Below are 16,519 nucleotides of genomic sequence, written 5' to 3' on the forward strand. Positions count from 1 at the left end.
GCGCCGGATGGGGTGCGCCTGCCGGCTCATCGGGGACCGGCGTTCGTTCTGACGATAGGCCACGCATGGGTTGTGTCTCCCTCCCGGTGACTGGCGTTCGGCGTTCCGCCTTGTTTCTGTTTGTTTTGTAAGCATACAAATGCAGCCTGCCGGTCCTGTCCAGGACAGCTTTGGACCACCCCCATATAAAAATTGTTTGCCCTCCCCCTTTTCCGATGCGACGCTTCGGACCGCGCGCAGGCGCCGCGAACCGCCGGAAGGATGGACACCACCGATGCGCAGCCGCCAGTTGGAGAGCTTCATCCTGGTCTGCGAACTGGGCAGCATCAGCAAGGCGGCGCTGGCGCTGAACATCGCCCAGCCGGCGCTGGGGGTGCAGATCAAGGCGCTGGAACGGGAATTCGGGGTCACGCTGCTGGTCCGCACCGTCACCGGAACCCATCCCACTCCGGCGGGCCTCCTCTTCCTGGAGGAGGCGAGGCTGATCGTCCGGCGCCTGCAGGATTTGAAACGGTCGCTGCGCGAGGGTGCCGGGCAGGTTCCAAGGACGCTGGCGGTGGGACTGACCCCCAGCCTGTCGGGGCTGCTGGCCGGCCGGCTGATGGAGCGGCTGCGCAGCGCCCTGCCGGGGGTCGAGCTGAAGCTGTTCGAGGAGTTGAGCCATGCGCTGATCGGCCATGTCTCGTCGGGCAAGCTGGATCTCGCACTGGCCTACACGGTGCCGCACAGCCGCATGCTGCACAGCGAGCCACGGCTGAACGAGGCGTTGTGCCTGATCACCCATCCGGGCTCGCGCTTCGACGGGGCGGGGCCGGTGACGCTGGCGGGCATCGCCGATGCCGAACTGGCGATGCCCAACGAGGGCGATCTGGTCCGGCGGCTGATCACCGACACGATGACCGCGCGCGGGCTGGTGCCGAATGTCGCCTTCTCGCTGGAATCCATGCAGGCCATCAAGGACATGGTCCGGCGCGGACTGGCCTGTGCGATCCTGCCGCACAGTGCTGTCGCGGAAGACCTCCAGGCCGGCGTCCTGGTCATCCGGCCGATCAGCGAACCGGCGCTGACACGCACGCTGTTCCTCATCCGCCCGACCGCAAGCGAACCGAACGCCGCCACGGCCCAGGCGTTGCACATCATCGACGGTCTGCTTGACGAATTGAGGCACGAGGATCGCAACTTCACCGTCGCCATGGCACCGGCCTGACGCCTCATCCCGCCCGGCAGGAAGCCGCATCGCAGGCCGGGCGTGAGCGCGCTGCCGGAGCACGGCGACCGATTGCGGGCCATGCCCCGTTTCCCGAAGGGGCCTCGATGACCGCATGGAACACCTCGACCCGCCGCAGGGTCATGACGACGCTTCTATAACTTACAGGAATAGACTGCCCGGAAATCGATATTGGACGAAATAGGGCTGGTGGCGTCAAATCGGGGCCGTCAGTCAAAGGACGCCTCCCATGAAAGATCTCACCCAATGCGTGGTGAATCCTTCGGTCGCCACCGAAGGATTCAACAGCCTCAGCGTGCCCGTCCATCGTGGATCGACGATCGTGTTCGCCAATGCCGAAGGTTACGCGACACGCGGCGAACGCGGACACACCGGCTATACCTACGGCCTCTACGGCACGCCCACCACCAGGACGCTCGAAGCAAAGCTGACGGCGCTTGAAAACGGTGCCTGGACATTTCTTTTGCCTTCGGGCCAGGCCGCCAACAGTTTCGCCGTGCTGCCCTTCCTGCAGGCGGGCGACAGGATCCTGATCGCCGACACCTCCTATCCGCCGGTGCGCGACTTCGCCAACCGCGATCTGGCCAGGTTCGGCGTCGAGGTCGACTATTACGATCCGACCTCCGTCGCCGACCTGGAGCGGCGGATCGATGGACGCACCCGGATCGTGTGGTGCGAATCCCCCGGCTCCACGACGATGGAAGTCCAGGACCTGCCCGCCATCGCGGCGGTGGCGCACCGCCATGGCGCCCTGGTCGGCTGCGACAACACCTGGGCCACCCCGCTGAACTTCAAGCCGCTCGACCATGGCGCCGATCTGGTGACCGAAGCGCTGACGAAATATGTCGGCGGCCATTCCGACCTGCTGATGGGATCCCTCACCGTGCGGGACGAGGCGCTGATCACGCCGATCCGCAGTGCTCTCGGCCGCTATGGAATCGGCGTATCGCCCGACGACGCCTCGCTGGTGCTGCGGGGGATGGAAACGCTGGGCGTGCGGATGCGGCAGGCGTCAGACGGGGCGATGGCCCTGGTCGAGCGGCTGGCCGGCCACCCGATGGTCGAGGAGGTGCTGTATCCGGCGCTCGCCGGCTCTCCCGGCCATGCGGTGTGGAAGCGTGACTTCCTGGGAGCCAGCGGCGTCTTCAGCGTGGTGTTCACGCCGGCAGCGACGCCCCACGTCTCGCCGGCCCTCGACGTGCTGCGCACCTTCGCCATCGGCGCCTCCTGGGGCGGGACCCGCAGCCTGATGGCCCCGATGCCGGTCCGGCGCAACCGGACCGCCCGCCCATGGCACGGCGAGGATCTGATTTTGCGCATCAGCGTCGGGCTGGAGGATCCGTCCGACCTGCAGGACGACCTCACCGCCTTCCTCGACGACATCGCCGCACGGACGGCCAAGGCGCACGCCGCCTGACGGCGGCGGGCCCACACACGCACACGCACACGCACTGCCGACAACGGCAGGCGGACAACAAGCAAGGCGACGAACAGGGGTTTTCCACATGACCACAACAGCTTCCGGCTGGCGGCGTGCCGCCGCCCTCACCGCCGCGACGACCGCCGCACTGCTGGCGATCGGCTCGGCGGCCACGTTTCCGGCCCTGGCCGGCACCACGCTGGACGCCGTGAAGGCGCGCGGCAAGGTGATCTGCGCCGCCAGTTCCGGCACCATCGGCTTCAGCGCGCCGGACGACAAGGGCTATTGGCGCGGGCTTGACGTCGAGACCTGCCGCGCCGTGGCGGTCGCAATCTTCAACGACAAGGACAAGGCCGAATTCGTGCCGCTCAGCGGCCAGCAGCGCATCCCGGCCCTGCAGAGCGGCGAGATCGACATCCTGCCCCGCACCCTCACCTGGACGATCCAGCGCGACGGCAACGGCATCAACTTCACCACCCCCAACTATTACGAGTTCACCGGCTTCCTGATGCCGAAGAGCCTCGGCGTCACCAAGGTTCAGGACATGAAGGGCGCGTCGGTGTGCGTGCAGACCGGCTCGACCACCGAGGTCGTGGTGAACGACGTGTCGCGCGAGCATCAGCTCCAACTGACTACCGTGGTCTTCGACAGCGTGTCGGCGCTGCGCCAGGCCTTCTTCTCCGGCCGCTGCGACGCGCTGATCACCGATGCGGCGGCATTGGCCTCCATCCGCGCCACCCAGGCGAAGAATCCGGCCGACTACGTCATCTTCCCGGCCACACCCTACATGGACGCGCTGACCCCGGCGGTGCGGCACGGCGACGACCAGTGGATGGACATCGTCACCTGGTCGTTCCAGGCGCTGACGGCGGCGGAGATGTTCGGCATCACCCAAGCCAACATCGACCAGACGCTGACCTCCGGCGATCCCCGCGTCCGCCGCTTCCTGGGCGTCGAGCCCGGCAACGGCACGGCGATCGGGCTGGACGACAAGTTCGCCTACAACATCGTCAAGCAGCTCGGGAATTATGGCGAGATCTTCGACCGCAACCTCGGCGCGGGCAGCCCGCTGAAGATCGATCGCGGCTACAACCGCCTGTTCCGCGACGGCGGGCTGATGTTCCCGCTCGCCTTCCAGTAAGCCCACCCCGCATCCGCACAGCATCCGGGAGATCGGCCCATGCTCGCCGCCCTCTGGGACAGCCCGCGCCTCCGGGCCTGGGCCGGTCAGGCACTTCTTCTCCTTCTCTTCGTCGGGACGCTGGTCTGGCTCGCCGGCAACACGGTCGAAAATCTGGCCGTCCGCAGCATCCGCGTCGGTTTCGACTTCCTCACTCGGCCGGCCAACTTCCCGATTTCGGAAAGCGTGATCCCCTACAGCCCGACCGACAGCTTCGCCTGGGCCTATGTCGTGGGCGTCGGCAACACCCTGATGATCTCGGTCCTGGCGATCCTGTTCGCCACCCTGCTCGGGCTGTTCGTCGGGCTTGCCCGGCGGTCGGCACACCCGATGCTGTCCGGAGCGGCAGGCGTCTTCGTCACGGTGGTCCGCAACACGCCGCTGATCGTGCAACTGCTGTTCTGGTACGCGCTCGCCACCACGGCGCTGCCGGCGCCGCGCAACGCGCTGCACCCCCTGCCCTCCGTCTATCTTTCCCAGCGCGGCCTCTATCTGCCGGGCATCGAGTGGAGCGGCAACGGCTGGGGCTTCGCGGCCGGGACCACGGCCATTCTGATCGCCGCGGCGCAGCTGGCGCGCCAGCTGCGCCGGCGGAGCCCGCAAGACCGGCAAGGCGGGATGGTCCGCATCCTGCCCGTGGCCGGGGCGGTGATCGCTGCCCTGCTCCTCGCCTGGGCGACCGGCATCGGCGCCAGGGCGAGCCTGCCCGAACTGCGCGGCTTCAACTTCACCGGCGGGATGCGGCTGTCGCCGGAATTCGCGGCGCTGATGGTCGGACTCGTGCTCTACACCGCCGCCTTCATCGGCGAGATCATCCGCGGCGGCATCGACGCCGTCGGCCGCGGCCAGTGGGAGGCCGGGCGGGCGCTCGGCCTCAGCGAGCGGCAAACGCTCATGCGGATCGTCATGCCGCAGGCGCTGCGGGTCATCATCCCGCCGCTGACCACGCAGTATCTCTCGACGGTCAAGAACTCCACCCTGGCACTCGCCGTCGGCTTTCCGGAGCTGGGGCTGGTGATCGGCACCGTCATCAACCAGACCGGCCAGGCACTGGAAAGCATCGCCATCCTTCTCGCCGTCTATCTGACGATCGGCAGCACGGTCTCGCTGCTGATGAACTGGTGCAACGCCAGAACCGCCCTGGCCACGCGATGAGCCGAGCGATGAGCCTGCCGATGGGAAAGTTCCCGACCATGACCATGACCACAGACGTTCCCGCCGCCGCTCCAGCCGCGCCGTCCGGCGGACCGCCGCCGCGCCGCCGCACCCCCATCCTGCAGGTCCTGTTCGGCGACCTGATCGCGGCGGGGCTGACCGTGCTGACCGCCGCCCTGCTGCTGTCGCTGCTGCCGGCGCTGCGCTGGGGCGTGCTGGACGCCGTGTGGAGCACGGCCGATCCCGGCCGCTGCGGCGGCGGCGGTGCCTGCTGGGCCTTCGTCGCCGCCAAGATCCGCTTCATCCTGTTCGGTGTCTATCCCGCGGACGAACAATGGCGCCCGCTGACCGTGATCGGGCTGGTGCTTGCCATGGTGCTGGTATCGTTGCCGCCAAGGCTCTGGGGGCGCCGCCTGCTGATGGCATGGGGCGTGACGGTCGGCGCCATGCTGGCGCTGATGTGGGGCGGTTTCGCCGGCCTGCCCTTCGTCTCCACCGCCAACTGGGGCGGCCTGCCGGTCACGCTGCTGCTGGCGATCCTGTCGCTGGGGCTGGGCTTTCCGGTCGCCGTCACACTGGCGCTCGGCCGCCGGTCCAGGATACCGGTCCCGCGTTTCCTGTCGGTGCTGGTGATCGAGATCATCCGCGGCATGCCGCTGGTCGGGCTGCTGTTCATCTCCTCGATCATGATGCCGCTGCTGCTGCCGGCGGGCTGGACGGTCGACAAGCTGGGCCGCACCCTGGCCGCGCTCACCATCTTCGCCGCCGCCTATCTGGCGGAGGTGATCCGCGGCGGCCTGCAGGGCGTCCCCGGCGGGCAGATGGAGGCGGCGCGCGCGCTGGGCATCCCGGTGTGGAAGTCGGTGTGGCACGTCGTGCTGCCCCAGGCGATCCAGAAGGTCATCCCGCCGCTGACCAACACCGCCATCGTCATGGTCAAGAACACCAGCCTGGTGCTGATCGTCGGCGTGTTCGACATGCTGAGCGCCGGGCGCACCGCCGCCTCCGACCCGGTCTGGCCGGCTCCCTACGCGGAAGGCTACCTGTTCGTCGGGGCCGTCTATTTCCTCATCTGCTTCGCCATCTCGCTCTACGCCCGCTGGCTGGAAGGCCGCGTCCAGGAAAAGGACAACCGCTGATGACCGCACCCGCAACCGCCGCCGCAAGCCCCGTCATCCTGCCCGCCATCCAGATCGAAGCGGTCGACAAATGGTACGGCACCTTCCAGGTCCTCGACCAGGTCAGCCTGACGGTGGCCGCGGGCGAGCGCATCGTCGTCTGCGGCCCGTCGGGGTCCGGCAAATCGACGCTGATCCGCTGCATCAACCGGCTGGAGGAGCACCAGGCCGGCCGCATCGCCGTCAATGGGGTGGAGCTGACCGACAGCGTGCGCAACATCGACGCCGTCCGCCGCGAGGTCGGCATGGTGTTCCAACACTTCAACCTGTTTCCCCATCTGTCGATTCTCGACAACTGCGCCCTGCCGCAGATGCTGGCGCGCGGGACATCGCGGCGGGACGCCGAAGACCGGGCGATGCAGCTGCTGCGGCGCGTCCGCATCGCCGAGCAGGCGGCGAAATTCCCGGGCCAGCTCTCCGGCGGGCAGCAGCAGCGGGTGGCCATCGCCCGCGCCCTGTGCATGGAGCCGCGGGTGATGCTGTTCGACGAGCCGACCTCGGCGCTCGATCCGGAGATGGTGAAGGAGGTGCTGGAGACCATGGTGTCCCTGGCCGAAGACGGGATGACCATGATCGTGGTGACCCATGAGATGGGCTTCGCCCGCCGGGTGGCCGACCGCGTGGTCTTCATGGACGGCGGCCGGATCGTCGAATGCGCCGCTCCCGACGCGTTCTTCGATGCCCCCCGCCACGAACGGACGCGCTCCTTCCTGCACCAGATCCTTCATTGAAGGGGCATTGAGGGGGCGTTGAGGAGGCGGACAGGCCCCGTTCCCGGGGAAACCTCTCCGCCTTCGCAGCCGCCCTGCCTACCAGACCAGCCGCAGCCCGGCATAGACAGCGCGGCCATAGCCCGGATTGAACAGGGCCGATGCGGCCGTCGCGGTTTCGGCGGTGATGGTGGATGAGATGTAGCGCTTGTCCAGCAGGTTCCGTCCCTCGAGATAGCCCGACCAGCCGGCCCCCTGGTCGAAGCCGATTTTGAGGTTCAGCAGCTCGTACGGATCGACCGCAAGGGTGTTGGCATTGTCGGCATAGAAGGATTTCGGCATCCAGTCGACGCTCGGCCCGGCATGGAAGCCGCTGGGGTGCTTGTAGAGCAGTTCGGCGCGGATGGAATGCGGCGGGACGCCGGGCAGGCTGTTACCGTGATAGGACGCTCCATCGAAGAAGAAGTCGTTGTAGGTGTAGGTGAGGTTCAGCCAGGTGCGGTCCTCGCGGGCGGCGAGATCCTTGAGGACGGCCAGCCCGAGGCCCAGTTCGACGCCCTGATGCACGGTCTTGTCGGCATTCCGCACCGAACAGGTGCTGTAGGGCGAGGTGGTGACGCATTGCAGTTCGTTGCGGATCTGCGACCGGTAGAGCGCGAGATCCCAGGTGACGTCGGTCCGGCGGCCCCGCGTGCCGATCTCGTAGGTGGTCGCGGTCTGGGCCTTGACGTTGGAAGACGCCGGAGACGCGAAGCTGTTCGAGTCGAAGGTCGGCACCTCCGCGCTGCGCGAAACGTTGGCGAACAGCTGCCAGTTCGGGTCGACGTCCCACATCGCCCCGACCTTGGGGCTCCACAGGTCGTAGGTCCGGCGGCCGGACTGGTCGCCGTCACCGAGGAAACGGTCGGTCCGGTCGCGGACCGCGTGCAGGTACTGGACACCGGCGACCAGGGCGACGTCCGGCCGGACGTGGAAGGCGTTCTCCGCATGGACCGAATAGTTTTCGGACCTGTCCCGCGTCGAGAAGGCCAGCGCGCCTTTCACGGCATTGCCGACATTGGCGAACTCCTCGTAGTCCAGCGTGCCGTTGAGCACGTTCGCCCCGACGGAGAGCCGGTTGCGGAAACCGGCGACTGTCCGGTCGTCGGTGGCGCCGACGAAGCCGCCATAATCGTTCACGGTATAGTCGAGATAGCGGTAGATCGGGTGGTCGACATGGCGGCGGTGGTTGAAGACGCCGAACTCGACCTCGGTGCCGTCGAAGCGCAGCGTGGTCTTGTTGGCGATCCGGATCGAATCGATGTTGCGCTGCTGGTCCTGGCGCACGAACTCGGAATCCGCCGATTTCGGCGTGTCCAGCGCCGCGCTCTTGGTCAGTTCGCCGGGCAGGCGCTGGCGCCAGGAATTGGCGTTCACATAGAATCGCGTTTCGGCGTCCGGAGAGATGCGATAGCCCATGTTGACGCTGCCACGCCCGATATGGCCGTCGCTGTGGTCGCGATAGCCGTCCTCGCGCTGCATGGACATGTTGGCGAAATAGTCGAACGCTCCGGAGGCTCCCCCCGTGCTCGCCTGCCCCCTCACATATCCGAAGCTCCCCACATCGAAGCGTCCGTCGAAGCGGGAGGCGTCGCGGCCGGTCGGCGTGACGAAATTGACCGCGCCGCCCAGCGCATTGCCGCCGTAGCGCAGCGAGTTGGCCCCCTTGTAGACCTCGACATAGCGGTAGGCGCTGGGATCGATCTCGAAGACGTCGAACAGGCCGTCGGAGGTGTTGATCGGGATGCCGTCCATGTAAAGATTGACGCCGCGATTGCCGTAGTTGCGCGTCAGGCCGGAGCCGCGGATCGACACCCGGTTGTCGACGTTCGATTTGGGCTGCGTCACGACGCCCGGCACCCAGCCGAGCACGTCCCTGATCGTGTTCGCGGCGCCGTTCTTGAAAGCCGTGTCGGGCACGAGTTCGACGCCGCCCGGCGTGCGCCGGATCAGCTGTGCCGCCTCGTCCGTCGCCGGCACGGTGAGCGACGAGCCGGCATTGCCGGTCACGGTGACCGGCGGCAGCAGGGTGGGAGGAGCGGCATCCTGGGCGAACGCCACCGACGCCGCGCTTGCCATCAGCGCGGCCAGCAAGGCCGGGCGGGTCATGGTTCTCAGAGAGTGGCTGGGCATCGGGTCTTTCCTGGATCAGGCCGGGCCGCCGCCGGCTCCGCCATGCGGTGCCGGTGCGGGCCGGGTCTTTGAAAGCGGAGCGCGCCGGGAATGACGCGGAGGGAGATGACGTTGCGGCTCAGCGCGCTGCAGGCGCGCGGCCGATGTGACGGGCCAGCGCCTTCGCCAGATCGAGCCGCTCGGGCCCGGTCAGGAAGGTGCCGACGGTTTCCGACCGGCCATGGCTGGTCAGGCGCAGTTCAGGGCCGCCGGCCCCGCCGGGAACGACCGCCAGCCGCAGCCAAGCGGTCTGCCATTCGCTGGCCGACCGCCGTCCGGAGCCGTCGATGCGCTCCAGAAGGGTGTGGTCCGGCCAGATGCGGATGCGCTCGGCCTGCCGCCGGCGCCGGGCGTCGGCGTACACGGACCAGAGGGCAAAGGCGAGGACGAGCAGGGAATAGACGGCCATCGGCCAGGCGCCGAGCCGCAGCCAGGCGTACAGGGTGATGGCGAAATAGGCGGCGAGGACACCGGCGAACAGGACGCGGCCGTGACGGGTGCCGCTGTCGTTCGGGGTGGCGACGGCATCGAACAGCGGTTCATCCGTCGTCGCCCCGGGAAGAGGCTGGACGACGGGGGCGAACGCGGTCGTGCCGGCCGCCTCCCCGAAGAGGAGATCGGGCATGCGGAAACTCCGGTCGATCGATCATGGCAGGGCGGCGGCAAGCATGAAGCCCGCTTGCGCCGCGGGGCGATCAACCGGTGACTGGCGGTGCGCGCGCCTGGAGGGTGGACAGGAACCAGCCGGCAGCGATGCGGCTGCCGGGCAGTTGCTCGGGACCATGCCGTTCGAAATCGACGGACATCGCGAACACGGCGAGCGGCGGCATGGCCAAGCCGCCGATCAGGGGGCACAACGGGCAGGAACCGCCGGACATGGCGTGTTCGGGCGCGCCGCTGTCCGCGGCGTCCGGATCGACCGGCATCCCGCGATCATCGAGCAGCACCGTCTTGAAGCCGTCCGGCGCGCAGATCACGATCCGGCTGGTATCGGCGGCATTGGCTGCCTGGATCACAGCGGGCATCCAGGCCCAGGAAACGATCTGCAACAGCAGCGCGACCGCACCGGCCAAACCGCCGATCCGCCACGCCCGTCGCCTTCCGTTCCGGTCCAGGATCATTCCACTCCGCCGACCAATCCGCCGACCACCCGCCCTGCCGTGTCCCGAAACTGTCGCGGATGCACGGCGTCGTCGCACCATAGCCCGGGCCGCCCGCGCAAGACGAGGTCATTCTTCTACCAATGACCCGTTCCGGCACCGATCCGGACAGGGCCGGACAGGGCCGGAAGACGTGCCCCCGGCCGTCCGGCCAGCCGCGGGGGAGCCTATTGACGGCGGACGCATCCTGACCTTACCGTGAGGATGGTTATGGTTCCTTGCACGTCCGCGGGCATCCCCGGACGTGCAAGGCTAAGAGGGAAGCCGGTGCGCCGCCCCCCGACCGGGGAAGGAGGCAAGACCGGCGCTGCCCCCGCAACTGTGAGCGGCGAGCCGCTTCGTCCTTTCAGCGTCACTGGCGCGTTTGCCCGCTTCGCCGCGGGCAGCGCCGGGAAGGCCCGACGAAGCAGCCTGGACCCGCAAGCCAGGAGACCTGCCTGACCGATCGAACGTCCTCGGGCGGGGTGCCCCGGCGACCGCTTGCCGATGCGATGGGTTCCCGGAGTTCCCGGCCGCCCGCACCCCCGCAAGCCGTCCGTCCGGCCCCATGCCCAGGGACAGCGCTCCTGCGATTGGGGGAATGCGATGCCGGCACCGGTCCGCGACAGCGCCCCTTTTCGACCATGGCTGATCTGGAAAGGGCACACAGCATGCACATCGAACCCGGCGTCGTCGACGGCGCCAAGATCGTCCTCAGTTACGCAACGGCGGCCGGCGCCTTCGCCCTTGCCGGGAAAATGGCGCTGGATGGAATCCGCAACGACGGCGGCGTCGTGCCGCTGGCTCTGCGCAGCCTGATCGCCACCGCCCTCGTCTTCTCCTTCTTCGAGATCCTGCCGCATCACCCGGTCGGCGTGTCGGAGGTGCATCTCATCCTCGGATCGACCCTGCTGCTGCTGTTCGGTGCCGGGGCGACGGCCATCGGCCTTGCCGCCGGCCTGCTGATCCAGGGCGTGCTCTTCGCCCCCTTCGACCTGCCGCAATATGGGATGAACGTCACGACCCTGCTGGTTCCGCTGTGGGGCATCGGCCTGCTGGCGAAGCGGATCGTTCCGGCATCGACCCCCTATGTGGAACTGAAATACTCGCAGGCGCTGGCCCTCTCCACCGCCTATCAGGGCGGCATCGTCGCCTGGGTGGCGTTCTGGGCCTTCTACGGCCACGGCTTCACCGCCGAGAATGTCGCGGAGGTCGCCAGCTTCGGCGCCGCCTATATGAGCGTCATCATCATCGAGCCGCTGGCCGACCTCGCCGTTCTGGCCGTCGCCAAGGCGCTGCACCGCTACAGCCAGGGCCCGCTGTTCAACGCACGCCTCCATCAGGGCGCCTGAGCGGATCGCGCCCGCCGGCCTGCCGGGGACGGGTTCCCGGCCGGACGGCGCCGCGCGATGTCCATGGATGTCCATGGGCGGAGTAATGTCTTGCCGGGGCTCCGGTTCCATGCCATGAGTCCCGCACAATGATTTGGCCGCCTGTTCCTTCCGGCGGTACAACCGACGAGCGACCGGGACCTTGACCCTTCCTCGCACCTTCACCGACCGCATCCGCAGCGCCGGCCTTCTGGCCGGAATTCTGGCGTTTGTCGTCCAGATGATGGTGTGGAGCGTGACGATGCCGGCCATGGCATTGGATAGCGGTTCCGGCGGATTGGAGACGATCTCCATCTGCTCCGTCGACGGCATCAGGACGATCACCGTCGATGCCGACGGGCAGCCGGTCCCGGATGACGGCGGCTCCGGCTCGACTGGCGCCGCGAAGGGGCATTGCCCGCTCTGCCCGATCATGGCCGGCGCCGGGCTTCCGCCCCAGCCGCCGCTGGCCACCCCCGCCCAAGCCATGGTGCTTGCCGATTCCCGCACCCTGCCCGGCGATGTCGTCGCGGCCGGCTGGTTCCTGTCCAGCCTCCAGGCGCGTGCACCGCCGGCCGCTGGCTGAGCCGGCGTTCCATTCCCTTCCCGTCCGCACCCTGACCGACGCCTCTCCGCCGCGTGGCCCGTAACGCCATGATTGTGCGCATGGCCGGAGTCCGTGCCCGACGGATCGAAAACCCCGGCATCTCTCCCGCGGTCGCCTGCGGCCCGTCCGAGCAAACCAAGCCTCCTCCGTGCCGGGGATCCGCCTGATCGCGGATTCAATACAAACGGAAAGGATGGCGTGGCCGCTTCTTTCCCGCTCGCATTTCTCCCGTTCCATCGACGCCCGTCCGCCATGCCTCGCGCATCCACCCCGTTCCTCTGCCTGCCCCCAAGCCTGCCGGGCGCCGCCGACGCGCGCGCCGGCCATACGCACCGCATGGGCGGAGGCCGGCTGGACTATCGGCCGGCTTGTCGGCCGGCTTATCGGCCAGCGTGCGGTCGGGGGCGGTATTGACCGCCCTTCCGGACTTCCTGCGCCTGCGCATCGGCGCGCTGTGCTGTCTGGCCCTGCTGACCGGACAAGCGCTGACCGCCGCCCTGCTGCCGCCGCCCGCCGCCCGGACCCCGCTGTTCGCGGAAGGCCTGCTCGACGACCGCATCGTCATCTGTACCGCCGCCGGCCTCGTCGTCATCGACCGCCGGACCGGCGAACCCGTCGCAGCCGGACTGCCTGGTGACGGGCGCTCCGACGACGGACATGACGGCGAACACGCGGGTGCCTTCTGCCTGTTCTGCCTGCCGATCCTGCATGGCGGCACCGACATGCCGGCACCCGTGGAGCTTCCTGTTCCGGGTGCCCGCGCCGTCCGTTGCGAAACACCGGCCGCCCCGGCCACCCTGCCGGCGGGCCGGCCCGCCGGCAGCGCCTGGCCGCGCGGCCCGCCGACGCCCCTGCCGCTCTGAGATGACCGCCGTTCCTGCGCGACGTGCCGGCTTTGCCGGCCGAACGCTCCCCTTTTGTCCGAAAGGACCCGACATGAGCACGCAAGACCAGGGCAAGGCGTCACCATTGCCCGTCGGGCCGCGCCGTGCACCGGCCCGGTCATGGACCCTTTCATCCCCGCTCGCCCGCGCCATCACCGCCACCTTGTTGATCAAGCTGTGCGTGGTGGTGACGATGCGGGTGTTCCTGTTCGACGGTGCGCACCGCCCGGTCATCGACGCGTCCGCCATGGACAGCCGCCTGACCGCCTCGGCCCCGCCGCGTTGAGGATTCAAGACGCATTATGTTCGATCTCGATCCGATGAGCCTGTCACGCCTGCAATTCGGCATGACGGCGCTCTACCATTTCCTGTTCGTGCCCCTGACGCTGGGGCTGTCCTTCCTGCTGGCCATCATGGAAAGCGTCTATGTGATGACCGGTCGCACCATCTGGCGCGACATGACCCGGTTCTGGGGCAAGCTGTTCGGCATCAACTTCGCCATGGGGGTGGCCACCGGCATCACCATGGAATTCCAGTTCGGCACCAACTGGGCCTATTACAGCCATTATGTCGGCGACATCTTCGGCGCCCCGCTGGCGATCGAAGGGCTGATGGCCTTCTTCCTCGAATCGAGCTTCGTCGGCCTGTTCTTCTTCGGATGGAACCGGCTGTCGAAACTCGGCCACCTGACGGTGACCTGGCTGGTCGCCATCGGCTCCAACCTGTCGGCGCTATGGATCCTGATCGCCAACGGCTGGATGCAGAATCCGGTCGGCGCGGTGTTCAACCCCGACACCATGCGGATGGAACTGGCCTCCTTCTGGGAGCTGCTGTTCAACCCGGTGGCCCAGGCCAAGTTCGTGCACACCGTCAGCGCCGGCTATGTCACCGGCTCGGTCTTCGTGCTGTCGGTCAGCGCCTGGTATCTGCTGCGCGGGCGGCACCGGGCCTTCGCGACCCGTTCGATGATCGTCGCCTCCGCTTTCGGTCTGGCTGCCGCCTTGTCGGTCGCCGTTCTGGGCGACGAGAGCGGCTATACGGTCAGCGAGCACCAGAAGGTCAAGCTGGCCGCCATCGAGGCGATGTGGGAGACCGAACCGGCCCCGGCCGGCTTCACCCTGTTCGCCATCCCCGACCAGGAAAAGCGGGAGAACCACGCCGCGGTGACGGTCCCCTGGGCGCTGGGGCTGATCGCCACCCGCTCCGCCAACACCGTACTGCCCGGCATTGACGATCTGGTCAGGCGGGCGGAAGCCCGCATCCGCAACGGGCTGGTCGCCTATGACGCGCTGGAGCGGCTGCGCGCCAACCGCGGCGACATCGAGGCCCGCGCCACGCTGGCCGCAAGGTCCGGCGATCTGGGACACGCCCTGTTGCTGAAGCGCTATGTGGCCGATCCGCGGACGGCGGACGACGCCACCATCGCGCGGGCGGCCCAGGACGTGATCCCGGCCGTTCCCCCGCTGTTCTGGAGCTTCCGCGTGATGGTGGCGCTGGGCTTCTTCTTCATCGGCCTGTTCGCGGTCGCCTTCTGGCGCTCCTGCCGCCGCGACTTTGACCATCCGCTGTTCCTGAAGATTTGCCTGTGGTCGCTTCCCCTGCCCTGGCTGGCGGCGGAATTCGGCTGGGTCGTCGCCGAATATGGCCGGCAGCCCTGGGCCATCGACGGGGTTCTGCCGACCTTCCTCGCCTCCTCCGCCCTGTCGGCTGGGCAGGTGCTGTTCACCCTGGCCGGCTTCGTCCTGTTCTACTCGTCGCTGCTGGTGGTCGACGTGATCCTGATGCGCAAATACATCCGTATCGGCCCGGCGGACGCCCTGCGTCCCCCATCCTCCGCCACCGCACAGCCCATCCCCGCCGCGTGAGGAACCGACCATGGAAACCCTGATCGACTACGAGCATCTCCGCCTGATCTGGTGGCTGTTCCTGGGCGTCCTGCTGATCGGCTTCGCCGTGATGGACGGATTCGACCTCGGAGTCGCCGCCCTGCTGCCGCTGGTCGCCCGCACCGACCTTGAGCGGCGGGTCGCCATCAACAGCATCGGGCCGGTATGGGACGGCAACCAGGTCTGGTTGATCCTGGGCGCCGGGGCCATCTTCGCCGCCTGGCCGGCCATCTATGCCGCCGCCTTCTCCGGCTTCTACATCGCGCTGTTCCTGGTGCTGGCCACGCTGATCCTGCGCCCGGTGGGGTTCGAGTTCCGCAACAAATTCGCCGACACCCGCTGGCGCGGCTTCTGGGACGCCGCGCTGGTGGCGGGCGGGGTCGTGCCGTCGCTGGTGTTCGGCGTCGCCTTCGGCAATTTGCTGCAAGGCGTTCCCTTCCGCATCGACGGCGACCTGCGCGTCCTCTACGAGGGCGGCGGGCTGCTGGAACTGCTCAACCCGTTCGGCCTGCTGGCCGGGCTGGTGTCGCTCGCCATGCTGACGACCCATGGCGCCGTCTATCTGGCGCTGAAGACGGAGGGCCGGGTGCGCGAGCGCGCGGCCGGCTTCATCGGCGTCGGCGCTCCGGCCACCATCGCCCTGTTCCTGGCAGCCGGCCTGTGGGTGGCGCTGGGGCTTCCGGGCTACGCCCTGGTCGGACAGGTGGTGACCGACGGACCGTCGAACCCGCTGTTCAAGCAGGTCGAACTGCGGCCGGGCGGCTGGCTCGCCAACTATGCCGCCCATCCCTGGATGGTCGCGGCGCCGGTCCTGGGGGTGCTCGGCCCGGCCGGTGCCTGGCTGGCGACGCGGCTGGAGCGGCCCGGCTCCGCCTTCGTGTCCAGCGCCACCGGCATCGCCGGGATCGTCGCCACGGCCGGAGTCAGCATGTTCCCCATGCTGATGCCGTCCAGCCTCGACCCGTCGGTCAGCCTGACGGTATGGGACGCGTCGTCCAGCCACCGCACGCTGCTGGTGATGCTGGTGTCGACGCTGATCTTCCTGCCGATGATCCTGGTCTACACCAGCATCATCTTCCGCATCCTGCGCGGACGGGTCGGGCCGGCGGACATCCAGCGCAACCCCTCCAGCCTTTATTGAGCCACCCTTTACAGAGGAGAACACCCGACATGTGGTATTTCACCTGGGTCCTCGGCGTCGGCTTCGCCTGCGCCTGCGGCATCCTGAACGCCGTCTGGCACGAGCATCACCTGCCCGCCACCGACACGGTGGACTGATGCCGTTTCCGGAAAGATCCGCCTCGTGGCCGGACCTTTCCGGATCCTCGAACGCCGGGCGGCGCGACCGAAGCCAGCATCCGGTCATGGCTTGGCGACCAGGGCGGCGACCTCGGCGAAAGCCGGAGAGGAGCCGGGCGTCACCGGCCGCCTGCCATCGTGGGACAGGTCGAACTGCAGGAACAGCGGGCCGCATTCCGGATCCAGCCCCCGACACGAAATCCATGTTCGCCTGTTATGCAGGTCGACCCGCGTCATGTGGCGCCCGGCCAG

At 68.2% G+C, this 16,519-nt stretch carries 17 protein-coding genes and 1 riboswitch; of the genes, 13 read left to right on the forward strand and 4 right to left on the reverse strand.

The genetic code is table 11. From position 1 onward, the window contains the following. The first annotated feature begins 274 nt into the window (after nucleotides 1-274). The 6 genes from AL072_RS18955 (at nucleotide 275) to AL072_RS18980 (ending at nucleotide 6,892) form a co-directional block, all read left to right on the forward strand. The gene (locus AL072_RS18955; RefSeq protein ID WP_045582776.1) at nucleotides 275-1,207 is read left to right on the forward strand and encodes a LysR family transcriptional regulator; all 933 of its coding nucleotides are present in this window, start codon (nucleotides 275-277) and stop codon (nucleotides 1,205-1,207) included. Between the two features lie 250 nt (nucleotides 1,208-1,457). Then, entirely contained in the window at nucleotides 1,458-2,645 is a 1,188-nt protein-coding gene (locus AL072_RS18960; RefSeq protein WP_045582775.1) for a trans-sulfuration enzyme family protein, read from the forward strand. An 88-nt stretch (nucleotides 2,646-2,733) separates the two neighbouring features. Beyond that, nucleotides 2,734-3,789, forward strand: coding sequence for an amino acid ABC transporter substrate-binding protein (locus tag AL072_RS18965; protein ID WP_045582774.1), 1,056 nt, complete (start codon nucleotides 2,734-2,736; stop codon nucleotides 3,787-3,789). Between the two features lie 39 nt (nucleotides 3,790-3,828). Continuing rightward, entirely contained in the window at nucleotides 3,829-4,983 is a 1,155-nt protein-coding gene (locus tag AL072_RS18970; protein ID WP_045582773.1) for an amino acid ABC transporter permease, read from the forward strand. Between the two features lie 38 nt (nucleotides 4,984-5,021). Beyond that, entirely contained in the window at nucleotides 5,022-6,122 is a 1,101-nt protein-coding gene (locus AL072_RS18975; protein ID WP_082109064.1) for an amino acid ABC transporter permease, read from the forward strand. Next, nucleotides 6,122-6,892 (forward strand): amino acid ABC transporter ATP-binding protein, encoded by a 771-nt coding sequence (locus AL072_RS18980; RefSeq protein ID WP_045582772.1) that lies wholly within the window; start codon nucleotides 6,122-6,124, stop codon nucleotides 6,890-6,892. Before AL072_RS18975 ends, AL072_RS18980 begins: the two co-directional genes overlap by 1 nt. Nucleotides 6,893-6,970: 78 nt before the next feature. Here the strand turns inward: AL072_RS18980 and AL072_RS18985 are convergent, their stop codons facing one another. The 3 genes from AL072_RS18985 to AL072_RS18995 form a co-directional block, all read right to left on the reverse strand. Further along, nucleotides 6,971-9,043, reverse strand: coding sequence for a TonB-dependent receptor family protein (locus tag AL072_RS18985; RefSeq protein WP_200909849.1), 2,073 nt, complete (start codon nucleotides 9,041-9,043; stop codon nucleotides 6,971-6,973). Between the two features lie 118 nt (nucleotides 9,044-9,161). Then, nucleotides 9,162-9,707 carry a DUF2244 domain-containing protein gene (locus AL072_RS18990; protein ID WP_045582770.1) on the reverse strand — a complete coding sequence of 182 codons (546 nt, stop codon included), beginning with the start codon at nucleotides 9,705-9,707 and terminating at the stop codon, nucleotides 9,162-9,164. Nucleotides 9,708-9,777: 70 nt separating this feature from the next. Beyond that, entirely contained in the window at nucleotides 9,778-10,203 is a 426-nt protein-coding gene (locus AL072_RS18995; protein ID WP_052710058.1) for a DUF2946 family protein, read from the reverse strand. A 233-nt stretch (nucleotides 10,204-10,436) separates the two neighbouring features. Continuing rightward, nucleotides 10,437-10,697, forward strand: a riboswitch (cobalamin riboswitch). Nucleotides 10,698-10,892: 195 nt separating this feature from the next. Between AL072_RS18995 and AL072_RS19000 the strand changes: the two genes are divergently transcribed. The 7 genes from AL072_RS19000 (at nucleotide 10,893) to cydX (ending at nucleotide 16,246) form a co-directional block, all read left to right on the forward strand. Next, complete coding sequence (locus AL072_RS19000) at nucleotides 10,893-11,573, forward strand: energy-coupling factor ABC transporter permease (RefSeq protein WP_045582768.1); 681 nt, start codon at nucleotides 10,893-10,895, stop codon at nucleotides 11,571-11,573. A 181-nt stretch (nucleotides 11,574-11,754) separates the two neighbouring features. Further along, nucleotides 11,755-12,177 carry a DUF2946 family protein gene (locus tag AL072_RS19005; RefSeq protein WP_052710057.1) on the forward strand — a complete coding sequence of 141 codons (423 nt, stop codon included), beginning with the start codon at nucleotides 11,755-11,757 and terminating at the stop codon, nucleotides 12,175-12,177. 431 nt (nucleotides 12,178-12,608) lie between these two features. Beyond that, entirely contained in the window at nucleotides 12,609-13,061 is a 453-nt protein-coding gene (locus AL072_RS19010) for a DUF2946 family protein (protein ID WP_045582766.1), read from the forward strand. A 73-nt stretch (nucleotides 13,062-13,134) separates the two neighbouring features. Continuing rightward, nucleotides 13,135-13,368, forward strand: coding sequence for a hypothetical protein (locus AL072_RS19015; protein WP_045582765.1), 234 nt, complete (start codon nucleotides 13,135-13,137; stop codon nucleotides 13,366-13,368). A gap of 16 nt (nucleotides 13,369-13,384) precedes the next feature. Then, nucleotides 13,385-14,947 (forward strand): cytochrome ubiquinol oxidase subunit I, encoded by a 1,563-nt coding sequence (locus AL072_RS19020; protein ID WP_045582764.1) that lies wholly within the window; start codon nucleotides 13,385-13,387, stop codon nucleotides 14,945-14,947. Between the two features lie 10 nt (nucleotides 14,948-14,957). After that, nucleotides 14,958-16,109, forward strand: coding sequence for a cytochrome d ubiquinol oxidase subunit II (gene cydB / locus AL072_RS19025; RefSeq protein ID WP_045582763.1), 1,152 nt, complete (start codon nucleotides 14,958-14,960; stop codon nucleotides 16,107-16,109). Nucleotides 16,110-16,138: 29 nt separating this feature from the next. Next, nucleotides 16,139-16,246 (forward strand): cytochrome bd-I oxidase subunit CydX, encoded by a 108-nt coding sequence (gene cydX / locus AL072_RS19030; protein WP_052710056.1) that lies wholly within the window; start codon nucleotides 16,139-16,141, stop codon nucleotides 16,244-16,246. A gap of 84 nt (nucleotides 16,247-16,330) precedes the next feature. Here cydX and AL072_RS34955 read toward each other — a convergent pair whose 3' ends face one another. Continuing rightward, on the reverse strand, nucleotides 16,331-16,504 hold the full coding sequence (locus AL072_RS34955) for a hypothetical protein (protein ID WP_158511081.1): 174 nt from the start codon (nucleotides 16,502-16,504) through the stop codon (nucleotides 16,331-16,333). Nucleotides 16,505-16,519 lie beyond the last annotated feature (15 nt).

Source organism: Azospirillum thiophilum (genome assembly GCF_001305595.1).
GTDB classification, from domain to species: domain Bacteria; phylum Pseudomonadota; class Alphaproteobacteria; order Azospirillales; family Azospirillaceae; genus Azospirillum; species Azospirillum thiophilum.

Coding starts and splice junctions, on each gene's coding strand:
- AL072_RS34955 (WP_158511081.1), bottom strand. CDS start 16,504: ATGACGCGGGTCGACCTGCATAACAGGCGAACATGGATTTCGTGTCGG.
- AL072_RS18990 (WP_045582770.1), bottom strand. CDS start 9,707: ATGCCCGATCTCCTCTTCGGGGAGGCGGCCGGCACGACCGCGTTCGCC.
- AL072_RS18960 (WP_045582775.1), top strand. CDS start 1,458: ATGAAAGATCTCACCCAATGCGTGGTGAATCCTTCGGTCGCCACCGAA.
- AL072_RS18995 (WP_052710058.1), bottom strand. CDS start 10,203: ATGATCCTGGACCGGAACGGAAGGCGACGGGCGTGGCGGATCGGCGGT.
- AL072_RS18955 (WP_045582776.1), top strand. CDS start 275: ATGCGCAGCCGCCAGTTGGAGAGCTTCATCCTGGTCTGCGAACTGGGC.
- AL072_RS19020 (WP_045582764.1), top strand. CDS start 13,385: ATGTTCGATCTCGATCCGATGAGCCTGTCACGCCTGCAATTCGGCATG.
- AL072_RS19000 (WP_045582768.1), top strand. CDS start 10,893: ATGCACATCGAACCCGGCGTCGTCGACGGCGCCAAGATCGTCCTCAGT.
- AL072_RS18985 (WP_200909849.1), bottom strand. CDS start 9,043: ATGCCCAGCCACTCTCTGAGAACCATGACCCGCCCGGCCTTGCTGGCC.
- AL072_RS18975 (WP_082109064.1), top strand. CDS start 5,022: ATGACCATGACCACAGACGTTCCCGCCGCCGCTCCAGCCGCGCCGTCC.
- cydB (WP_045582763.1), top strand. CDS start 14,958: ATGGAAACCCTGATCGACTACGAGCATCTCCGCCTGATCTGGTGGCTG.
- AL072_RS18980 (WP_045582772.1), top strand. CDS start 6,122: ATGACCGCACCCGCAACCGCCGCCGCAAGCCCCGTCATCCTGCCCGCC.
- AL072_RS19015 (WP_045582765.1), top strand. CDS start 13,135: ATGAGCACGCAAGACCAGGGCAAGGCGTCACCATTGCCCGTCGGGCCG.
- cydX (WP_052710056.1), top strand. CDS start 16,139: ATGTGGTATTTCACCTGGGTCCTCGGCGTCGGCTTCGCCTGCGCCTGC.
- AL072_RS18965 (WP_045582774.1), top strand. CDS start 2,734: ATGACCACAACAGCTTCCGGCTGGCGGCGTGCCGCCGCCCTCACCGCC.
- AL072_RS18970 (WP_045582773.1), top strand. CDS start 3,829: ATGCTCGCCGCCCTCTGGGACAGCCCGCGCCTCCGGGCCTGGGCCGGT.